This is a genomic window from Xanthovirga aplysinae, from assembly GCF_009711365.1.
GTDB lineage: Bacteria > Bacteroidota > Bacteroidia > Cytophagales > Cyclobacteriaceae > Xanthovirga > Xanthovirga aplysinae.
This window is the reverse complement of record NZ_SMMB01000621.1, coordinates 1-2,816: the sequence shown is the minus strand read 5'-3', so window position 1 is coordinate 2,816 and position 2,816 is coordinate 1. Positions and strand designations below refer to the sequence as shown.

Here is a 2,816-nt window from a genome sequence, read left to right as displayed (position 1 = left end):
TCCTGAACCAGGATGGAAGTATTTATCATTTAGGTTTAACTCCTGAAGAAATTTCAGATAATATCATAGTGGTGGGAGATCCCTCTAGAGTAAAAGAAGTAAGTAAATATTTTGATACAATTGAACTTCAAAAAGAGAAAAGGGAATTTGTAACCCATACAGGTACATTTCAAGGAAAAAGGATTACGGCCATAAGTAGTGGAATGGGGACAGATAATGTGGAGATTCTTTTTACTGAGCTTGATGCCCTGGCAAGTATAGATTTGGAAAACCGGACAATTAAAGAAGAAAAACGTAAGTTAAATATTGTCCGAGCAGGAACTTCTGGAGCTCTGCAACCGGATATACCTAATGGAAGTTTATTGGCATCGGACTATGGAATAGGTCTGGATACTTTGATGTACTTTTATCAATTGAAATCCAATGACTTTGAAAAGAAGGTTGCTGATAGTTTAGAAAGAAGTGCCAAGTTGCCATTTAAACCTTATTGCGTGAAAGGTTCACAACATTTGAAAGAACAATTTGGGGAAGGGATGATTATTGGAAATACAGTGACATGTCCTGGTTTTTATGCCCCACAAGGTCGAATATTACGTTTACCGTTAAATCTGCCAGATCTTATTCAGAATCTCAATCAATTTAGGTTAGACCAGGATTTTCGAATAACAAATTTTGAAATGGAAACTGCCGGTTATTATGCCATGGCTCGTCTGCTGGATCATGAAATGTTAAGTGTAAATGCCATTGTGGCGAATCGAATAACTAATGAGTTTGTTGAAAATGCCGGTGAGGTGGTAGATGAAATGATTAGATTAATCCTTAATAGGTTTTAATTACTATTTATAAAGACTGAATAGGTCAACCTTTGAGATCCCCTTGCCATTTATTAGGATTGTTGGTGTGGGGTTCTGGAAGAACGTTCTATTTAAAGAATGCAAAAACAAAAAATGTGAAGTTATAGGCTTCACATTTTTTTTGGCTAAGCAAATTCGGATAACTCCAACCAACGGTCGCTTTTTTCTTCAATGAGTTGATTAGTATCTTCTAATTCCTTTCCCCAAGAAGAAAGTTCTTCATAGTTTTCGCTTCCTGCATTTAGTTTTTCTTCCAGTTCAGCTTTTTTTATTTCTAACTTTTCTAGTTCACCCTCTATTTGCTCAAATTCCCTTTGCTCCTTATAGCTTAATTTGCGTTTTTCTCCTTTTGGCTTATCCTTTGGTTTTTCGTTTTTGATTTGTTGTGTTTGTTCTTTCTCTTTTTGCTTTTTTTCCTTCTCCGCTTTCAGCTGCCGATAGTGGGTGTAATTACCAGGATAATCCTTAATTTGGCCATTTCCTTCAAATACAAAAGAATGATCCACAAGACGGTCCATAAAATAACGATCATGGGATACGAGCAATAAACAGCCGTTAAAATTTTCAAGGAAGTCTTCTAAAACTTCAAGGGTAATCAAGTCCAGGTCATTGGTTGGTTCGTCCAAAATTAAAAAGTTTGGACTGGTGACCAACACTTTCATTAATTGGAGACGTTTTTTTTCCCCCCCACTAAGTTTGGAAATAGGGCTGTATTGCATCTCAGGAGGGAAAAGAAAATGTTCTAGAAATTGAGAAGCAGAAACCGTATTACCATCCCCTAATTCAACCACTTCTGCTATTTCCTTAATTAGGTCAATTACTCTTTGATCTTCTTTGTATTCTAATTCAGCTTGTGTGTAATAACCAAATTTTGTGGTGATTCCGGAAGTGATCAGCCCATTATCTGCGGTAGTTTTACCCGTCAAAAGGTTAAGAAAAGTAGATTTTCCAGCTCCATTAGGTCCAATAATGCCTATTCTTTCTTTTCGTTTAAATATATAGGAAAAATCACTGATTATGGTTTTCTCATCGAAGGACTTTTTCAGGTGTTCCACTTCAAGGATTTTCTTTCCTTGACGGCTCATACGCACATTTATGTCCAGTTCAGCTTTTTCAATTTTTTTGCTGGCTTTAGATTTGAGTTCTTGAAAAGCTTCGATACGGTATTTGGCTTTGGTACCCCTTGCTTTGGGTTGTCGTCTGATCCACTCTTGTTCTTTACGCATCAGGTTCCGTGCTTTTTCGACCTCGGCGGCTTCCTGTTCCATGCGTTCAGCTTTTTTATCCAGGAAGTAACTATAGTTTCCTTTGTAGCGGAAAGTTTTTCCCTGATCTAATTCAATGATGTCGTTGGTAACCCGCTCCAGAAAAAACCGATCGTGTGTTACCAATAGAAGGCTCATGTTTTGAGTAGCCAGATAATTTTCTAACCATTCAATGGTTTCAATATCTAAATGGTTAGTAGGCTCATCAAGGATGAGAAAGTCTGGTTTTTCGATTAGAGTTCTTGCCAGCGCAACTCGTTTACGTTGTCCCCCTGAAAGAGAATTTACCGTTCTTTCTAATTGGTAAATATTGAGTTGACCAAGAATTTGTTTTATTTGAGATTCATAATCCCAGGCGTTCAATTGATCTATTTTTTCAATCAATTGTTCTAACTTTTTCTGAGATTCAGGGTCGTTTGCTCTTTCCAAATGATATTCATATTCCTTGATAACTGACAAGGCCTCATTATCACTGGAAAATATCCATTCTCTTACTGTTTCATTTTCTTCGAAATGAGGATTTTGTCCCAGAAAAGCCACACGTATATCTTTGCGAAAAGATACTTTTCCCTCCTCGGCGGTTTCTTCACCTGCAATTATTTTAAGTAGTGTAGATTTGCCAGATCCATTTATTCCCACCAAAGCGGTCTTTTGTCCCTGATCAATTCCAAAAGATATATGCTCAAAAAGTAGCTTT

The 2,816-nt window shown here is 37.0% G+C and carries 2 protein-coding genes; one reads left to right on the top strand and one right to left on the bottom strand.

The features are described 5' to 3' along the window. Window positions 1-2: 2 nt before the first annotated feature. On the top strand, window positions 3-833 hold the full coding sequence (locus tag E1171_RS03365) for a nucleoside phosphorylase (protein ID WP_246164139.1): 831 nt from the start codon (window positions 3-5) through the stop codon (window positions 831-833). A gap of 146 nt (window positions 834-979) precedes the next feature. On the opposite strand, the gene abc-f is transcribed toward E1171_RS03365, so the two are convergent. Continuing rightward, a partial coding sequence (abc-f, locus tag E1171_RS03360) for a ribosomal protection-like ABC-F family protein (protein ID WP_246164137.1) occupies window positions 980-2,816 on the bottom strand: 1,837 nt, incomplete at its 5' end.